Consider the following 16109-nt stretch of genomic DNA (forward strand, 5'->3'; position numbering starts at 1 on the left):
TCAGTTTGGCTAAGGTGTTGATAGGTCATGGCTACTTTGACTTGCAGGTCTAGAAGCTTTGGATACTAAAACATCCTTAGCCTCCTTAACTAGTTGTTCAAAGTTGCACTTCGTAGTTGAATCCACCAAATTTAATTAATTGTTAATTTGTAAAAATGTTTTTTAGTACCACTAAAGACTGATTGATTCCTGCTAACTGCTCAGTACTCAACTTTCCAAACGCTTTTTCTAAATGCAAAAGATGTTTTGGAAAAATAGTCTCAAATAATTTCTGCCCTTCTTTGGTTAAGGCAATCATTTGACAGCGCGCATCTTCGCAATTAATCCTACGCTCAAGAATGCCTTTAGTCTGTAGGCGTTCCAACACACCGGTTAATGTTCCTTTAGTCACCAGTGTTTTCTCGCCCAATTCCTTACATGTCATAGGAGGCTGATTACCCAGCGTGGCAATCACATCAAACTGGGTAGTAGTCAGTCCCATTGATTTCATATCCGGCGCCGAATAACGTTCAAACGCCTGATAGGTGAGAGCCAGCTCTCTTAGGGTGGGTAGGAATGCGTTCATGGTTCTTTAATGTACTAGTTAGAACTAATATAGTACTAATACGGACTAATTGCAAGCCACTTCTTCATAAAATAAAATACTTATTTAAATCAGTTACTTACTACTCTGGTTTGATCCCAGATTTTTTGATCAACGTGACCCACTGGTCCAGCTCAGACTTTAAAAAACTGACATAAGCGGCTGAACCCGGCGTTGGCACTACAAAGCCCACCGACTCCAACCGTTGTTTTACCTCAGGCGTTTGCAAGGCCTGAACCATGGCTGCCTCCAGCTTATCGATTACTGGCTTCGGTGTGCCCTTAGGTGCACTAATGCCGGCCCAAGATAATGCCTGGAATCCTGGATAACCACTCTCTGCAACGGTTGGCACATTGGGATACAAAGGATTACGTTGCAAACTACTCACTGCTATAGGTCGTAATTTTCCAGCTTGAACATAAGGCAGTGCTGCATCTTGATTGATGAACTCAATCGGAATCTCATTAGCTAATATCGCGTTCATTAAAGGGCCGCCCCCGCGATACGGAATACCGACTAATGGCAAAGGATTGCAGTTGAGTTTTTTCTTCACATCAGCACAAGTTGAAGTTGCCTGTCTTAGCAACTCCATTGCCATGTGCCCAGAAGAGGCGTAGGTGTAGCCATAATCGAGCTTGCCAGGATTGGCTCTGGCGTAATCCACAATATCTTTCAAGGTTTTAAATGGGCGATCGGGATTGACCACCAACACATTGGGACCTAAATCAATCAATGAAATATGGACGAAATCCTTTAATGAATCGTATTTGACATTTGGATCTAGACCATGCGCCACAGCATTTTGACCAACGCCTGTCATTACCAAGGTGTATCCATCAGGTGCTGCATTAGCACCCCTCTCGGCACCGATGACCCCTCCCCCGCCTGAGATGTTTTCAATGACAAAGGCCTGTTTGAAAATCTTTGTCAATTGTTCCGCAGAAATTCTGGCCATGATGTCTGTCGTGCCTCCGGGTGGGAATGGCACAATAATTTTGACAGGCTTATTAGGGTAGTCCGACTGGGCAATTGCTGGGATGCAGCATGTACTTAAGAGGCCACAGACAAACAACACTCGGGCAATAAAAGAACGCTTGGTCATTGAATGATCCTTATGAATTTATGTACAGCAATAGTCTCCAGACACAAGATTAAATAAGCGGCCTCCAGAAAACAAGTACTGATATACCCTTTACCCCAAGCAGGCACTAATATAGGAAGCTTGCAAACCTAAACCCAGACTCTTATGCCAAAAAAGACTAAAGAATCCCTCCGTAGTGCACGCTGGTTTGAGCCAGATGATTTGCGCTCATTTGGACATCGCTCACGCGCCATGCAAATGGGATATGGTCCTGAGGACTGGTCGGGAAAACCTGTCATTGCAATCGTCAATACTTGGTCTGATATTAACCCTTGTCATACCCATTTCAAGCAACGTGTTGAAGATGTCAAGCGTGGCATCTTGCAAGCGGGCGGTTTCCCAATCGAGTTACCAGCCATTTCCTTGGCGGAGCAATATGTCAAACCGACCACCATGCTTTATCGCAATATGTTGGCCATGGAAACTGAAGAACTCATACGCTCTCATCCAGTTGATGGAGCGGTATTAATGGGTGGCTGCGATAAAACTACCCCAGGCTTAGTCATGGGTGCACTCTCCGCAGGACTCCCGTTTATTTATCTTCCTGCCGGACCAATGCTCCGAGGTAATTGGAAAGGGCAAATCTTAGGGTCCGGATCAGATGCCTGGAAATATTGGGATGAGCGCCGCGCCGGCAATATCTCCGAAGCCCAATGGCTAGAAGTCGAAGGCGGTATTGCACGTAGTCACGGTACTTGTATGACCATGGGTACTGCAGCAACCATGATGGGGATCACTGAAGCATTGGGCTTGAGTTTGCCAGGCGCTTCTAGTATTCCCGCTCCAGACGCAAGCCACCCACGCATGGCAGCAGCTTGCGGCAGAAGAATTGTGGAGATGGTTTGGGAGGATTTAACCCCAGTATGCATTTTAAGCAAAACCAATTTCTTAAATGCCATTGCAGCTGCAATGGCTATGGGCTGTAGCACCAATGCCATCATTCATCTAATTGCTATGTCACGTCGCGCAGGAAAAGATTGCACGGTAACACTGGATGACTTTGATACTGCCAGCAGAAAAGTTCCCGTGATTGCCAATATCAGACCTAGTGGCGATAAATATCTGATGGAGGATTTTTATTACGCCGGTGGAATGCCAGCAATGCTCAAAGAAATGAAACATCATCTTGATCACACTGCCATGACGGTGACCGGCAAGACTATTGGTGAAAATATTCAGAATGCGGAAGTCTATAACGCCGATGTCATTCGCTCCTTGGATAACCCAATTTACAAAGAAGGGGCTCTCGCAGTCTTGCGTGGCAATATTGCCCCTGGTGGAGCAGTGATCAAGCCTAGCGCCTGTGCTGAAAAATTCTTAAAGCATACTGGGCCAGCATTGGTTTTTGATAGCTATCCCGAAATGAAAAAAGCGATTGAAGATGAGAATTTAGATGTCACGGAAAATCATATTTTGGTTCTGAGAAACGCTGGACCCAAAGGTGGTCCTGGTATGCCTGAATGGGGTATGCTCCCCATTCCCGTGAAGCTTGTAAAGCAAGGGGTAAGAGATATGTTGCGCCTCTCGGATGCTCGCATGAGTGGCACTAGTTATGGCGCCTGCATTCTGCATGCCTCACCAGAATCGTATATTGGCGGTCCACTAGCACTCGTGAAAACCGGTGACCTTATCACTGTAGATGTGGATGCTAGAAAAATTCAGCTCGAAATTAGCGATGAAGAGCTGGCCGCCAGAAAAGCAAAGTGGGTGGCACCTGAACCTAAATATGAGCGGGGCTATGGTTGGATGTTTAGTCGTCACATACTTCAAGCTGAAGATGGTTGCGATTTTGATTTCTTAGAGACCAGCTTTGGCGCTCCAGTACCAGAGCCAGATATTTATTAAACTCAAAGCAATATCTAGTTAGACCTGAATAAAAAAGCCCCTGAAGTAATTCAGGGGCTTTTATTTTTATAGACATTAGAACTGTACGGTTTGACCTTCAGTCATCGGTACTATCTTAATTTTGCTTCCCTTCATGGCCTCTTGAAATTCTGCCACAGTACCGCTGGCTAGAGGGTTGGAGTTGTAATGCATAGGAATAACCATCTTTGGGTTAATCCAAGTGCGCAATGCAAACGCAGCATCATCTGGTGCCATTGTGAAATTACCTCCAATCGGCACCATCACTAAATCTGGCTTGTAATGCTCGCTGATAAATTTCATATCGCCAAATAATCCTGTATCACCCATATGCCATATCTTGAAACCGTTCTCGAGTTCAATGATATATCCCATGGCCTCACCAGCAGGATGAGACTCTAATTTCTCGGTCGCTGGATTTTTCCAAACCAACAACGAAGAGTGTTCCGCCTGTACTGCAGTCACTTTGACTCCTGGCAAAGGTGTTACGCGGCCAGTCTTATTAAAGCGATGACTGAGCTCTGCAGGCAAAGCGCCCAAAGTAATGAGCGGCGTGATCATGTCTGCCGGACCGTACAGCTTAGTGCTATTCATTTTCGCCAGTGCAGGTGCGTCACCAATATGGTCTACGTGTGCGTGGGTTACCAACAGCAAATCAACTGGTCCGATAGCCGAGAGATCTGATTTATACATTGGAGGAGTCTTAGGACCACCAGTAATCCAAGGGTCAATCAAAATTACTTTCCCGTTGGGAGTCTTGATTCGAAAGCCCGCCTGCCCCAGCCAAAGAACCTCTGTTTTGCCTTGAGCGCCACTAGATGTCTGCGTTTGCGCCTGAATGCCAAAAGAGGCGCCCAATAAGCATGCCGATGCAATCGCTGCAGCCGCTAAATTTTTAATTAAATAAATGCCCATATGATGATCTCCCAAGCCGTTGTTATAGATTTCCTAAAACTATAGCTTAGAAAGATAGTCTGCGCTGATGTGGCAGCGCACCAATAAAACTAGATTATTTCCAGAAGATCGAAATCTTTTGAGGCTGGGCAGCTTTGATGGAGATAGCTCTTTTTTGCTCAACACCTTGATAGCTAGCCTGAATGACGTAATCACCAGCATCTAGATTGACAAGCATGTATGGACCATCTGCCTTTGCATCAAAAATCACAGCACCCTTAGAGTTTGTAATCTTGATTTGGCTACCAAAAATCCAAACGCCTCTACCATTCTCAAGCTGAGATAACTCAAGCAATAAAGGCCACTGCTTGGCTTCAGCCAAAATTGCGGTTGATTCCCCTTCACCCACGCCGCCACTGATATAAGAAATCCCCAGGGAACGTTGCGTATCAGGAATTTGCGCCCAAACAATAGTGGTTAAAAGGCAGGCTGTAAGCGCAATAGATTTGAGAAGTGTTTTCATCCTTCCATATTACATCCAGAGTAAGTAATAAAAAAGCCCCGCATACACGGGGCCTCTCTTTGCCTACTGCCGTATAGCTTATGGGATCATGACAATAGCGCCAGATACCTTTCTACCTTCAGCAGCACGATGGGCATCAGCAGCCTGCTCCAAAGGAAACTTAGCCCCTATCTGCACTTTGACATATCCCTTTGAAATCGCATCAAACACTGCGCGGGCATTCTCTTGCAAGAGTGCTGGGGTAGCGTTGTGTGGAAATATAGAAGGTCTGGTTAAAAACAAACAACCCTTCTTATTCAAGATTTCAGGCTGAATCTCTGGAGCCGGTCCAGATGCGGCACCAAATAACGCAACCGTTCCAAAGGGTGCTGTGCAATCTAAGGAACCTAAGAAAGTTTCTTTTGCGACAGAGTCATAAACCACATTGGCTTTTCTGCCACCAGTAGCTTTAAGCACTTCTTCTACCCAGTTTGGCTTCGAATAATCAACCACCGCATCACATCCCGCCGCTTTGGCTGCAGCAACTTTAGCCTGCGAGCCAACGGTACCCACTACAAAAGCGCCTAAGGCCTTTGCCCAACCTGCCAAAATTTGACCAACACCGCCTGCGGCTGCATGAATCAGAACCACATCACCGGCTTTTACTTTGTAAGTTTTTTGCACGAGATATTGAGCCGTCATTGCCTTAAAGAAAACCGCTGCTGCAACTTCATCAGAAACATTGTCAGGCACAGGAACTAACTTATCAGCGGGTACATTTCGTGCACTAGCATACGCACCAATACCGGCATTCATATACATTACGCGATCACCTAACTTAAGTCCGGAAACGCCATCACCCAAAGCCTCAACCACACCTACGGCTTCATGGCCAAGGCCAGTTGGCATTTCTAGTGGATAAACGCCAGAGCGCTGGTATACGTCAATGAAATTAAATCCAATGGCAGTTTGACGAATTTGCACTTCGCCTTTGGCGGGTGCTGGCAATTCTTTATCGATTAATTTAATTACGTCTGCACTACCAAGTTCTGCAAGACTAACGACTCGAGCTGTTGTCACATGTCACCTTATCTATTTTTATTAGAGAATAATCGCAGTTCAGATACCCAAAAAAGGGCTGAACGACCCCACACCAGAAAGTGTGACACAAATTGCCAACTTCCGTTTAACGCTTATAAAAGCTCAGGGTGACCTCACCCAACTCAATGCCGAACTTACTCATCTTGGCCTTATTGAGCATGACCTTAGAATTGACCAGATACATCCAATCATCAAATTGCACGTTATAGACTGTGCCATCAACCGGTAAGGCCAAGGTGTATGCCCAATTGAGGGCATTACCTGCAGCCTCACCCTGAGCATCCCCTACAACATCATCAGCTCTACCCAAATATTTACCGGGAGATACTTCTGTAAGCCTCCAAATACGTTTTTGCTTAGTGCCATCAGAGTATTCAAAGCTTTCATCTAAGATGCCTGTTTTTTTACCGTCAACCATTGACCAGTTTGCTTGAATCAAAACTGTGAAGCGTTTCTTCACCTCACCACTACGGTCAGTAAATATTCCATAGGCATCAATTGTTCCTGAAAAATATTCACTGAGGTCTAAAGTAGGTTTCTCATTGGCATATTGAGAAATTTTCTGGCCCGCACAAGCGCTTAATATCAAGCCAATACAAAGAAGGGCTATGGAATTTAATATGTATCTCATCTTTTTAACAACCTTCACTTATAAGTGGGGGCGGACAATTTTGCCCAAGTAATTCAGAACGCAGCTTTGGTGCACTCGTCTTAGAGTCAAACCAAATACCAAAAAATGCTTTTGAAAAATCAGCCCCTTTAACTTGGGCAATCTGTTTTCCATCATAGTAAAACAAGGTTCCTTGCTTAGGGCTATAGATCGCAGTCAAGGTTTGCCCAGATTCAACATTAGGCAAGAAACTCGCTAACTCTCGGCCCCACAGTACTGCCTGCATTTCAGGCACACCCATTTTTTTCATTTCTTCAGTGGTTCTATTGGCAATAGATAGGCCAGTAAATGATTTTTGATAGCGCAAATCTAAGGCAAATTCTGGGGAGCTTAAATTACCGGCGCGATAAAGAGCAGCATCATACACATCTAGCCCCCACCACGTTAACTTACCACTACCCTGAAGTTTTGCTGGGCTTAATATAGACTCAATATGAATTGGTTCTCGCGCAAGACTAGCTGCACTTAACAAGCAAGCAAAAGAACAAAGGGTTACAAGGAAATATTTCATCGTCAGTCCTGCAGTGATCGCGGCAGAGGCTTGTTAATAACCTAGCCTTAAGCAAGTTTAAGCCTTATTCAATAAACTGGCAGGATCACTCTTGAAGAAAGTTTTTTATGCAAAAGGATGTAGCGTTAAACGTTTTAGGGCAACCTTTGGTTCCCTGCTCTTTTGAGCCCCTGACAGGCTATTTTCGTGATGGCTGCTGTAAAACCAATGATGAGGATATTGGCAGCCATCTGGTTTGCGCCATCGTCAGCGATGAGTTTTTGCAATTTAGCATGGCAAAAGGGAATGACCTCATCACCCCTAGACCAGAATACCAATTCCCAGGCCTAGTTGCTGGCGATCAATGGTGTCTTTGCCTTAATCGCTGGATTGAAGCGGCTCAAAAAAACTGTGCACCCATGATTAAACTTGAAAGTACCAATATCAAAGCCCTCGAGCTTGTTCCGCTCAATATTCTTGAGCAATACTCCAGTCAAGATTGAAAGCCTTTTATACCGATCATTTTGTTTTGCCCCTACCTGCAGGGCATCGCTTTCCCATGGAAAAGTATTCCAGACTAAGAGACTTGGTTAGCAAAGAGGATTCAATTGAATTAATTGAAGCTCCAGCAGCGAACGATACCCAGATTCTGTATGCCCATGATCCTCTATATCTCATCAAGATCATGGAGGGAAAACTCAGCCCAAGCGAACAAGGAGAAATTGGCTTTCCTTGGAGTGAAAAAATGGTTGAGCGCTCCCGCAGATCTGCAGGGGCTACCGTAGCAGCTTGTAAAACAGCCTTAACCGAAGGAATAGCAGTAAACCTCGCCGGCGGCACTCACCATGCCTACCGAGATGCTGGTAGTGGGTTCTGTGTCTTTAATGATTCCGCAATCGCGGCTCGCACACTCCAAAAAGAACTTCATCCTAAGCTTAAGATTGCCATTATTGATTTAGATGTTCATCAAGGCAATGGCACTGCTTCCGTACTCCAGCATGATGCATCGATATTTACTCTCTCTATGCATGGTGAAAATAACTTCCCTTTTAAGAAAGAAACAAGCGATCTTGATCTTGGCTTACCCGATGGATGTGATGACTCGCAATATTTACAAGAACTAGGGAATTGCCTAAATCAACTGGAGTCCAGATTTACAGCGGACTTTATTATCTACTTAGCGGGAGCTGACCCGCATGAAGGCGATCGTCTAGGGCGCCTGAATATTAGCAAAGAAGGTTTGCGCATGCGAGATGCGCTTGTATTTGAGTTTGCCCAAACTAGAAACCTACCCGTGGCGATCTCAATGGCAGGCGGCTATGGTAAAGAAATTGAATCCACCGTGGATATCCATTTTCAAACCATCATGACCGCACTGCTATTTCAAAAAACTTACTAGGACTTCTTTTTACCTGTGGCCTGGCTTGAAGCGAGATTGGTCACGTTTTCTACACTCTTTTCAAAATTGGAGAATGAATCCGCCATTGCGGCACGAATGAGTTCAAAATTTTGTAGGGCGGTATTGAATGAGGTTTTAAATACAGAAACATAAGCCTCGCTACCCATAGGTGCATTATTAGTAGCGTCATTTACAAAGTGAATGAGATCCACTTTTGATTCTTCAATCATGGACTCTGCAATTTCAGCAAGCTCTTTATTGCTTTGATTGAGAACTTTCATGAGCTTTTGCTGATAGGCGGTCACTTCCTTAGCGGCATCCTGCAATACCTCTGCATGCACATAATCAAATGCGCTTTTTGGATCCTGTGTTTTCATGAGCTCAGCCACGCGCTTCTGTATGCGTGTAGCCAATTCTTGAGCAGCTTGTTGGTTAATGAGATTAATCGCTTGCGCACTCTCCATTGCCACAGCGCTGGCATCTTTTGTTGCTTGCATGACCTTTTCCTGCCCCGGCATGCCATTAAGCTCAAACGGATTTTTACTCATAACGCCCCCTATTGATGAACATAATCACCAATCTACTCTCGTTATAGACGCTTGCTATAGAGAAATACCAGTAGAAAAGGAAATTTAAAGGGATTTTCTGAGGACAACCAATTCCACATCAAAGTTTTCTAACTTATCTTTTCCAAGCCGAGGGTACTCCAGCCCCATGATGACGTAGATCGTCCCGGACATTAATAAGACAAAAATAATTGTCAACAACCAATCCCTGCTTTTCTCAATGCCCATGTTGTACCCCGCAATCAAAGAGCCAATAAAAGCGAGGCCTGCGAGTGCCCGAATGATGATTGGAGGCGGATGAAATTTGCTTGTTAGACGTTGATTCTCTGAGGCAGTAAACATTTCAGACAATTGCGGCAAGATCTGAGCGGCAACTAATTTTTGAGGATAAGCAGTATCTTCAACAGCGCGAACAACCGCTTTCCAGATCTCATCTCCAATGGCGTTATGTGCTTCAACTTTTTTTTCTAAATGTATCTCGATCAGAGTGTCATTACTTTTGTATAAGTTAATTCGAGAATCAACATACCTTTTGAAAATCTCTCTAATTTGAGGTTGATCCTTTTTTGCTAAAAGATCAACCGATTGATAGGCGGTTCCAATAGCACTCACCTCTTGCACAATGAGATCGCGCCTTTTATCAAAACGATCCGAAGCACCGGAAAAAGTTAGGGCTATTAATAAAGCCAATAATCCAAAGATGGAAGCTAAAAAAGTATCGCTTGCATCAATTTTTTTAACCCCATATTTACTGGAAAAGTAAGCCCCAACCCTCCAACCAACCTCCACCATCACAAGCATGATGGCCAGTAAAAACCAAAGCAATAAGCCAGTGGTCATGAGATAAAGGCGGAATGATTCGCTGACTAACATTGGAATAATCTCTTGGGGTGAAAAAATTTAAATACGAATTTAATCATATTAACCAATTACAGCAAATAGCAAAAGAGGGAATAAAAAAAGCCACCCGAGGGTGGCTTTTAAATCAATCAGACTTCAGATAGCTTAGTTTTTAATGCGCTGCTCAATCCATGAGCCCAAGATATCAGCAATCTGAATACTATTGCTATCTTGCATGATCATGTGAGAGTTGCCCATGATGCCAACTTCTGGCAACAAAAGGAGCTCAACCTTGCCGCCTGCTTGATTGGCTTTTTCAACAAAAGCACGACAAGCTTTTAACCTAGGTGCCCATCGTGGAGAAATCTCCATGTAGTCGCCGTACATCACCATGATTGGCATCTTGGTATAGGGTGTCATATCGCTATTAGCATCAGGACAAGCTGAAGGCTCTACCGCAATAATTCCAGCAATCCCTTCATTGCTCAGTTGTGCAGTCTGGAATGGATAAATACCAGACTGAGAGTGGCTAATAAGAACCGTTTTCTTTAGCTGCTTCGATAGCTGAGATAAATTTGGAACAGTAGGGTTTGGAGTAGGCATTGAAAACAACCAATCGGAAACCATTTGCTGCCATAAACCGTTTTGCGCAGCGATGGGAAATTTCTGCCCATCGTAAACTTTTGGATACTCGCTACCAAAGCGAAAGATTTGCCAGGCAGATTCATGACTTGCGGCAAATACAACCGGCAATTTCTCAGGGGCTTCTTTACCCATCTTGGCGGCGTTCAACGCAGTTGCATTGACTGCTGAGCGACCTCTGCCAGACTGATCAATGACATAGGTTGGATAACCACGTTTTACGAAGTACTCATCCCAACCCATGCGTCCATCTGGCGTGGACTCCCAAGTCTTACCTGTTAAACAGCAGCCATGAATCATGACAATCGAGGTGTTCTTGGCTTTTACTGGTGTTTGATAACGCGCATACATTTGGTCAACGGTAATCGTGCCAGATTGCGCGTATGCAGGAAGCGTAGATAAAGTGCTGGACTCAATATCTTGACCGCCAACAAAAAAGCTTCCTTGCTTTTCTATCACGAGTGGACCATTGAGCACCTTGTCTCCCAAGGAAGTGACCTTGAGATTAAGTGGGCTAGTCTGCGCAATTGCAGCAGATGTCAACAGCACCAAGATGGATGAAGTGAATCCAGCCAAGCGAGCCATAGTAATTACTTTCATTCTGTCTCCGTCAATTTTTTATTTCTTGTTTTAGATACTGCGGATTGAGCATAGCATGGGGTTATTAAATTCGCAGTACCACCCAGCTTAAGGGATTACCCGAAATTAGTGTTTTTGCCATTCGTTTTGCGCTAATCTTCAGCCATCAGAAGATTTATAAAAAATAAAAATGGAGATCAAGATGAATACTATTATTCGGGTTGTATTGCTCGCTATCTACATAGTTGTCAGTACAAGTGTATTTGCGCAAAACGCAAGCACGAGCAAAGTGCCTCAATATAAAGTCGATGCCTCTTGGCCCAAGTCACTTCCAAATAATTGGATTTTGGGACAGGTATCCGGCGTTGCTACTGATAAAAATGATCACATTTGGGTCATTCATCGTCCGCTAACAATTACAGGGGATGAAAAAGGCGCAACACTAAATCCAAAACGATCAAAATGCTGCATTCCTGCCCCACCAGTGCTGGAGTTTGATAAAAAAGGCAATCTTTTACAAGCATGGGGAGGCCCAGGCAACGGCTACGACTGGCCCAAAAATGAGCATGGCATTTATATAGACCCCAATGGATATGTTTGGATCGGCGGGAATGCCGCTACCGACCATATGATTTTGAAATTCACCCAAGATGGAAAATTCCTCCTGCAAATTGGCTCTCCGGGCGAAAGCCAGGGCAGCAATAGCACCGTACAACTGGGGCGCCCTGCACACATGAACGTTGATCCTGTTGCCAATGAAATTTATGTTGCTGATGGCTACCTTAATAAGCGGATAGCTGTATTTGATTCCAATACAGGCGCTTATAAGCGGCACTGGGGTGCCTATGGCAATCCTCCAAGCGATGAGAAGGCGGCCAACTTTAACCCTAGCTCACCTCACTTTGCCAATCCCGTGCACTGCGCGCGCTTAATGAAGGACAACACTCTATTTGTTTGTGATCGCGCCAATAATCGCATTCAGGTATTTGAAAAAAGCGGTAAATTTATTCGCGAGATGTCTTACGAAACGGATACCAAAGGCTCCGGCTCAGTTTGGGATTTAATTCCATCGGATGCAAGCCAAAAATATCTTCTCATTGCTGATGGCACCAATAATGAGGTCACCGTAGTGCTGCGAGAGAATGGTCAGAAGCTTGGTTCATTTGGTCGCAGTGGGCGCAATGCTGGTGAGTTCCACTGGGTTCATAACATTGCGGTAGATTCTGACGGCAGTGTCTATACAACGGAAGTGGATACTGGTAAACGCGCTCAGAAATTTATCAAGCAAAATAAATAAGAATCCAGCTTGAAATTTTTTCTCGGTTTTTTAATCCCTTTTCTCATTAGCACAAGCACTATGGCACAACTTGAAGTCATGATCTCCGGGGGATTTAATGGCCCCTACAATGCAATGCTTCCTGAATTTCAAAAGATGACGGGGATCACGGTCACCACCAAATCTGGAGCCTCACAGGGTTCTGGCCCAAAAACGATTAAGGCTCAACTGGGAAGTGGCATGACTGCAGATGTCGTGATTCTTTCTCGCGAAGGGCTGACTGAACTCATGGCTGCAGGAAAAATTATTCCAGGTAGCGATGTAGATTTGGCCATGGCACCTTTAGGACTAGGCGTTCCCGCTGGCACTCCTAAACCCGACCTAAGCACTACTCAAGCATTTAAAGAGGCTTTAATAAAAGCGAAGCGCATCGTGGTTCCCGGCAGCACTAGCGGGATCTATCTCACAAAAGAATTATTTCCAAGTCTGGGACTTGCCGATCAAATTACCGTCACAGTGACAGAGCGTGGTAGTCAAGCTACAACACTTCTGGCTGCAAAAGAGGTGAATGTTACGATTCAACCTAGCAGCGAAATTGTGAATGTGGCAGGGGTTGACTATGTGGGTCGCATTCCAAATGAACTTCAATTGATTCAGACTTTTTCGGCTGCGATTGTTGCTGGCTCTACACAACGAGAATCAGCGCAAAAACTGATTCAGTACTTAAGCTCGGCTAAGGCGATTGATCCCATCAAAAATAGGGGGATGGACTTAGTCTCCAAGTAAGCAGGAACCCGCTTCTCTGGGGGTTCACCCCCCATTTCCCACCCCTAACTCCAGTTTCCAGTAAATTAAAGAAAAATATAGAAACTGGAGACCGAAATTGGCTATGACTCAACCGGCTGCTTATCAATACTTAACCGTTCATGGCGATGGCATTGTGTATGTCACCCTGAACCGTCCCGAAGTACGCAATGCCTTTAACGAAGGCTTGATCGGCGAACTCCAAGACGTTTTTGCGAAACTCGGTAGCGCAGATGATTGTCGAGTGATTGTGCTCCAGGCTAATGGCAAAAGTTTTTGTGCAGGGGCGGACTTAAATTGGATGAAGAGCATGGCCAACTTCACCAAAGCTGAAAACATCGCTGATTCTCGAAAGATGGCTTTAATGCTTAACACCATCTATTCCTGCCCAAAACCAGTAATTGCCAAGGTACAGGGTGATGCTTATGCAGGCGGTGTAGGTCTAGCATCTGTTTGCGATATTTTGATCGCCTCTAATCAAGTTCGCTTCTGCATCTCTGAAGCCAAATTGGGTTTACTACCAGCAACGATTGCGCCTTATGTTATTAGAGCGCTGGGTGAGCAAGCCTCACGTCGATATTTTGTAACGGCTGAAGTATTTACTGCCGCCCATGGCAAAGAAATGGGATTTGTTCATGAATTAGTAGATCCTGATGCACTCGATAGCAAAGTCGATGAAGTCTGCCAAGCCATAATGAGTAATGGTCCCATGGCGGTCATGGCCTGCAAAAAAATTGTTCGCGATATCTCTCAACAAGCCATTACTCCAGACCTACTAGAGGATACGGTAGAGCGCATTGCCACCATCCGTACCAGCGATGAAGCACAGTCACGCATGAAAGCCTTTCTTGAGAAAAGCAAATGAAGACATCCTCTAGTCTGCCAAAGAAAGTCAAAATTGTTGAAGTAGGACCTAGAGATGGACTGCAAAATGAAAAAGAATTTGTACCTATTGATGTCAAAGTAGAGCTCATCAATCAACTATCCAATGCAGGATTTCCAAATATTGAAGCAGCGTCCTTTGTTTCACCAAAGTGGATTCCGCAGATGGCAGGCAGCGATGAAGTGATGGCGGCTATCACCAGAAGGCCTGGCACTATTTATTCTGTGCTTACGCCAAACTTAAGAGGCTACGAGGGAGCTCTGGCAGCTAAAGCGGATGAGATTGTCATCTTCTCTGCAGCTTCTGAAGCATTTGCTCAAAAGAATATCAACTGCAGTATTGCGGAATCTGTTGAACGTTTTATACCAGTTGCCAAAGCAGCCAAGCAAGACGGTATTCGTATTCGCGGCAGTATTTCATGCTCCTTTGGCTGCCCTTATCAAGGCACTGTAGAGCCAGCCCATGTTGCAGAAGTGGTGAAGCGCATGATGGACTTAGGTTGCGATGAGATTGATATTGCCGACACCATTGGCGTTGCAACGCCAGGTCAAATTCAGTCGGTCTTTGAAACGATCTTTGCCTTTGCTCCAAGCCATCAATTTTCTGGCCATTTTCATGACACCTATGGGCAATCCCTTGCCAATATCTATGCCGCTATGGAAATAGGGGTCAGTATTTTTCATTCCTCTATCGCCGGCCTAGGCGGCTGCCCCTACGCCAAAGGGGCGACTGGTAATGTTGCCACTGAAGATGTTTTATATATGCTCAAAGGCCTAGGAATAGAAACTGGTATTAACTTTGATGCTGCTGTCAAAATAGGCCAATACATTACAAAAGCGACTAGCAAAAACAATGCTTCACGCGTTGGACGAGCCATTACCGCAAAACAATTAATCGGAGACCAAGATGCATAAATTACTCAAACTACTCGCACTAACTCTGGCAGCAAGCTCATTGAATTGTGCCGCCCAAAGCTATCCATCTTCTAATATCACCCTAGTAGTTCCATTTGCTCCAGGCAGCGGTACCGATGGAGTCGCCCGCATCATGGCGACAAAAATGGGCTCTATCTTAGGTCAACCAGTCATTGTTGATAACAAACCTGGGGCCAGCGCTCAAATTGGCGCCCAACTGGTTGCCTCAGCTAAACCTGATGGTTACACCCTACTGATGACTACCAATACTTCGCACTCAGCAAATCCTTGGTTATTTCAGAATCTCAAATACGATCCTATTAAAGACTTCACACCCATTGCCCGCGTTGGTGAATTGCCATTTGTGCTTACTGTGAATAACGACCTACCTGTAAAGACTGTGCAAGAGTTGATTGACTATGCCAAAGCAAATCCGGGCAAGCTCTCCTATGGCACTCCCAATAGCACTTCATTGGTCACCACAGAAACCATCATGCACTTAACCAAAACGAGCATGACACAAATTCCATATAAATCGAGCCCACAAGCGCTAACAGATCTCATTGGCAATCAAATCCAAGTCTATGTCGCTGATACTGGCTCTGGAATGGCGATGATTAAAGCAGGCAAGGTTCGTGCGATTGGTTTAACCGGTAATCGTCCTTATGCCCAACTTCCCAATGTGCCACCGATTGCTAAAACCATTCAAGGCTTTGATCTTGTCTCCTGGAATGGCGTCTTTGGTCCAGCAAACTTGCCTAAGCCAATTGTTGATAAGATCAATGCGGCCATTCAGGAAGCAGTGAAAGATAAAGAAGTACAGGCCAAGCTAGCGCAATTAGGCTTTGTGGTTTGGCCATCTAAAAATCCCCAAGATTTTGCTCAGTATGTCAGCGATCAAATGGCTTACTGGGGCAAGTTGATAATTCAATCAGGCATTAAATCTGAACTCAATTAATTAG

General features: G+C 44.8%; 18 protein-coding genes. 8 read left to right on the forward strand and 10 right to left on the reverse strand.

What is annotated here, in order from left to right; all coding sequences use genetic code 11:
- Window positions 1–142 precede the first annotated feature (142 nt).
- Both ICN47_RS08585 and ICN47_RS08590 read right to left on the reverse strand, forming a co-directional pair.
- Entirely contained in the window at window positions 143–565 is a 423-nt protein-coding gene (locus ICN47_RS08585) for a MarR family winged helix-turn-helix transcriptional regulator (RefSeq protein WP_216219523.1), read from the reverse strand.
- Between the two features lie 100 nt (window positions 566–665).
- Complete coding sequence (locus ICN47_RS08590; RefSeq protein ID WP_216219524.1) at window positions 666–1685, reverse strand: tripartite tricarboxylate transporter substrate binding protein; 1020 nt, start codon at window positions 1683–1685, stop codon at window positions 666–668.
- Between the two features lie 144 nt (window positions 1686–1829).
- On the opposite strand from ICN47_RS08590, the gene araD reads away from it, so the two are divergent.
- Window positions 1830–3569 (forward strand): L-arabinonate dehydratase, encoded by a 1740-nt coding sequence (gene araD / locus ICN47_RS08595; RefSeq protein ID WP_216219525.1) that lies wholly within the window; start codon window positions 1830–1832, stop codon window positions 3567–3569.
- A 75-nt stretch (window positions 3570–3644) separates the two neighbouring features.
- Here the strand turns inward: araD and ICN47_RS08600 are convergent, their stop codons facing one another.
- The 5 genes from ICN47_RS08600 to ICN47_RS08620 all read right to left on the reverse strand — a co-directional run bounded on the left by ICN47_RS08600 (window position 3645) and on the right by ICN47_RS08620 (window position 7265).
- Window positions 3645–4502 (reverse strand): metal-dependent hydrolase, encoded by an 858-nt coding sequence (locus tag ICN47_RS08600; protein WP_216219526.1) that lies wholly within the window; start codon window positions 4500–4502, stop codon window positions 3645–3647.
- 94 nt (window positions 4503–4596) lie between these two features.
- Window positions 4597–5004 carry a carboxypeptidase-like regulatory domain-containing protein gene (locus tag ICN47_RS08605; RefSeq protein WP_216219527.1) on the reverse strand — a complete coding sequence of 136 codons (408 nt, stop codon included), beginning with the start codon at window positions 5002–5004 and terminating at the stop codon, window positions 4597–4599.
- 78 nt (window positions 5005–5082) lie between these two features.
- Window positions 5083–6063 carry a zinc-binding dehydrogenase gene (locus ICN47_RS08610; protein ID WP_216219528.1) on the reverse strand — a complete coding sequence of 327 codons (981 nt, stop codon included), beginning with the start codon at window positions 6061–6063 and terminating at the stop codon, window positions 5083–5085.
- Window positions 6064–6169: 106 nt separating this feature from the next.
- Window positions 6170–6715, reverse strand: a complete 546-nt coding sequence (locus ICN47_RS08615; protein WP_216219529.1) for a DUF3833 domain-containing protein — start codon at window positions 6713–6715, stop codon at window positions 6170–6172.
- 4 nt (window positions 6716–6719) lie between these two features.
- Window positions 6720–7265: a chalcone isomerase family protein gene (locus tag ICN47_RS08620; protein WP_255538978.1), complete on the reverse strand. Its 546-nt coding sequence runs from the start codon at window positions 7263–7265 to the stop codon at window positions 6720–6722.
- 107 nt (window positions 7266–7372) lie between these two features.
- Between ICN47_RS08620 and ICN47_RS08625 the strand changes: the two genes are divergently transcribed.
- Window positions 7373–7747 carry a DUF2237 family protein gene (locus ICN47_RS08625; RefSeq protein ID WP_216219530.1) on the forward strand — a complete coding sequence of 125 codons (375 nt, stop codon included), beginning with the start codon at window positions 7373–7375 and terminating at the stop codon, window positions 7745–7747.
- Window positions 7744–8643: a histone deacetylase gene (locus ICN47_RS08630; RefSeq protein WP_216219531.1), complete on the forward strand. Its 900-nt coding sequence runs from the start codon at window positions 7744–7746 to the stop codon at window positions 8641–8643. The genes ICN47_RS08625 and ICN47_RS08630 overlap by 4 nt, the downstream gene beginning before the upstream one ends.
- On the opposite strand, the gene ICN47_RS08635 is transcribed toward ICN47_RS08630, so the two are convergent.
- The 3 genes from ICN47_RS08635 to ICN47_RS08645 all read right to left on the reverse strand — a co-directional run bounded on the left by ICN47_RS08635 (window position 8640) and on the right by ICN47_RS08645 (window position 11291).
- Window positions 8640–9191 carry a phasin family protein gene (locus ICN47_RS08635; protein WP_216219532.1) on the reverse strand — a complete coding sequence of 184 codons (552 nt, stop codon included), beginning with the start codon at window positions 9189–9191 and terminating at the stop codon, window positions 8640–8642. The genes ICN47_RS08630 and ICN47_RS08635 overlap by 4 nt on opposite strands.
- An 84-nt stretch (window positions 9192–9275) precedes the next feature.
- Window positions 9276–10082, reverse strand: coding sequence for a hypothetical protein (locus ICN47_RS08640; RefSeq protein ID WP_216219533.1), 807 nt, complete (start codon window positions 10080–10082; stop codon window positions 9276–9278).
- Window positions 10083–10214: 132 nt separating this feature from the next.
- Window positions 10215–11291, reverse strand: coding sequence for an esterase (locus tag ICN47_RS08645; protein WP_216219534.1), 1077 nt, complete (start codon window positions 11289–11291; stop codon window positions 10215–10217).
- A 181-nt stretch (window positions 11292–11472) separates the two neighbouring features.
- Here ICN47_RS08645 and ICN47_RS08650 point away from each other — a divergent pair, with 181 nt between their 5' ends.
- The 5 genes from ICN47_RS08650 (at window position 11473) to ICN47_RS08670 (ending at window position 16105) form a co-directional block, all read left to right on the forward strand.
- Window positions 11473–12567 (forward strand): hypothetical protein, encoded by a 1095-nt coding sequence (locus ICN47_RS08650; RefSeq protein WP_216219535.1) that lies wholly within the window; start codon window positions 11473–11475, stop codon window positions 12565–12567.
- Between the two features lie 60 nt (window positions 12568–12627).
- On the forward strand, window positions 12628–13332 hold the full coding sequence (locus ICN47_RS08655) for an extracellular solute-binding protein (protein WP_216219536.1): 705 nt from the start codon (window positions 12628–12630) through the stop codon (window positions 13330–13332).
- 103 nt (window positions 13333–13435) lie between these two features.
- Complete coding sequence (locus tag ICN47_RS08660; protein WP_216219537.1) at window positions 13436–14215, forward strand: enoyl-CoA hydratase/isomerase family protein; 780 nt, start codon at window positions 13436–13438, stop codon at window positions 14213–14215.
- The gene (locus tag ICN47_RS08665; RefSeq protein ID WP_216219538.1) at window positions 14212–15147 is read left to right on the forward strand and encodes a hydroxymethylglutaryl-CoA lyase; all 936 of its coding nucleotides are present in this window, start codon (window positions 14212–14214) and stop codon (window positions 15145–15147) included. Before ICN47_RS08660 ends, ICN47_RS08665 begins: the two co-directional genes overlap by 4 nt.
- Window positions 15140–16105: a tripartite tricarboxylate transporter substrate binding protein gene (locus ICN47_RS08670; RefSeq protein WP_216219539.1), complete on the forward strand. Its 966-nt coding sequence runs from the start codon at window positions 15140–15142 to the stop codon at window positions 16103–16105. Before ICN47_RS08665 ends, ICN47_RS08670 begins: the two co-directional genes overlap by 8 nt.
- The last annotated feature ends 4 nt before the right edge of the window (window positions 16106–16109 follow it).

It is taken from the genome of Polynucleobacter sp. AP-Latsch-80-C2 (assembly GCF_018882185.1).
Classification (GTDB): domain Bacteria; phylum Pseudomonadota; class Gammaproteobacteria; order Burkholderiales; family Burkholderiaceae; genus Polynucleobacter.